This window comes from Vibrio sp. 10N.222.48.A3, from assembly GCF_041475345.1.
GTDB lineage: Bacteria > Pseudomonadota > Gammaproteobacteria > Enterobacterales > Vibrionaceae > Vibrio > Vibrio tasmaniensis_A.
The window spans coordinates 1-1,704 of sequence record NZ_JBFRVX010000591.1 but is presented as its reverse complement, the minus strand read 5'-3'; the positions used below and the strand labels follow the sequence as shown (position 1 = coordinate 1,704).

At 42.5% G+C, this 1,704-nt stretch carries 1 protein-coding gene and 1 pseudogene; both read right to left on the bottom strand.

The genetic code is table 11. The features are described from left to right. A pseudogene (locus AB4653_RS16705) lies at positions 1–483 on the bottom strand (hypothetical protein); the annotation flags it as partial. A gap of 6 nt (positions 484–489) precedes the next feature. Then, the gene (locus AB4653_RS16700) at positions 490–1,491 is read right to left on the bottom strand and encodes an OmpA family protein (protein ID WP_102258141.1); all 1,002 of its coding nucleotides are present in this window, start codon (positions 1,489–1,491) and stop codon (positions 490–492) included. Positions 1,492–1,704: the final 213 nt, after the last annotated feature.

Below are 1,704 nucleotides of genomic sequence, written 5' to 3'. Positions count from 1 at the left end.
ATCACTGAATGTCGCTATTGCGATTAACTGGTCAGTCTGACCTTTCGCAATATTCACAGGCGAAGGGGTCACTTGAATGGCAGTAATGATCGCTGCCGACACATTCACCTCCACCGTATTACTGGGGATGCCATCTTTGATGGCCATGACTGTGGTATAGCCCTCGTTAGTAGCAGTAAATACGCCAGTCTCATCAAAGCGCCCTACATCAGAGTTGCTTGTGTGCCAATCACTCACGTTTAAATCCGTCAATGTGCGAGATGAACCATCAGAGTAGTGACCAACCGTTTCAAAGGGCTGCTTGTTGCCCGCAGCAAGAGTTAGTTGACTGACACCTTTCATCACTATCGGAGAAGCGACGATATCAAGACGTTCTAATTTTATGGTTGATCCAGAGAAGGCGCCTTCTGAATTACAACCAGTTAATAACGTTAGTATTGGAAAAACCACTATTACAAATAAGGCTTTAAAACATTTAATCATAATAACTTACTCTTGGAACTGAAAACTGGGGATGGTAACTTCAACTCGGCGATTTTTAGCTCGCCCCTCTGCGGTCTTGTTGTCAGCAACAGGTTGAGACTCACCTTCGCCTCTCCACTCAAGTTGTGTCTGTGTGGCACCCAATTCAATCAGTTTATTGACGACCGCTTGAGCACGATGCTCAGATAGGTTTTGATTGTAGAGTGCTGAGCCTGTTGAGTCAGTGTGTCCAACAACTGTGGCCTGAGCTTGTGGGTAAGAATTTAATATTGAAGAGATTTCAGTTAATTGGTCAATAAACTCTTGGCTAGGTTCGCCTGAATCAAAACCAGACAATATATCTGTAGTTTTTGGTGAAAATGCCTGTATTTGAGGCGGTGTTTTTACAGTGGCTGTCTCTTTAACGGGAGTATCTTCAATAATAGACGTTGGCGCTGTTTCGACTAACGCTGGTTGAGTTGTACTGCCAAACGTATAGGTTAGACTGACCAACAATCCACGGCTATCATACTTACCCGTGTTTGACTTACCAATACTGTCAATGTATTGATAGCCCGTTGATAATCGGACGTTAGGGTTAAAGTGATAGTTAATCCCCACCCCACCGAGAGGAGAAAAACCTGTTGCATCGCTCTTACTTGAAGACAGTTGCGTTTTTTCCATGTCCCAATAAGCAGCACCAAGTCGACCGTATAAACTTAGGTTATCTTGTAGGTACCAATCGTAACGAAGAGTGCTTTCAATCAACCAAGTTTTAACATTAACCGAGTGGCATCCATCCGCCTTTAGTTCATCGTGATCTTGATAGCCTAAATCCCAACTCCAAGAGGGAGTAAACTGTAACCCGCTATAGAGACCTAAAATTGTGCCCTCTGGATTTGAGTGATTGCAATTCTCCTCCAAAGCCCCTTGGTATCCCCCTACTACGCCAACAAAAAACTGAGGGGATTCTGTCGCGGCTAGTACAGGAACACTGAATAAACAGGTAAGTAATATTATTTTTTTCATAAATCCCAGATAGATAGTATCATTTTTGAATAAACATTAAATATTCTCAACAGCTTTAGACCTATACCACTGTATAAGCGAACGTCCTACTTACGAGCTACGCTAGGTGTTCCTCTTACGACAGAGCTATTCATCGCCATATCAATGTTTTAAGCGCTTCTTTATCTATGAATATTAGAATTCAGTCTTCAGTCAAATTAAGGAAGCTAAACG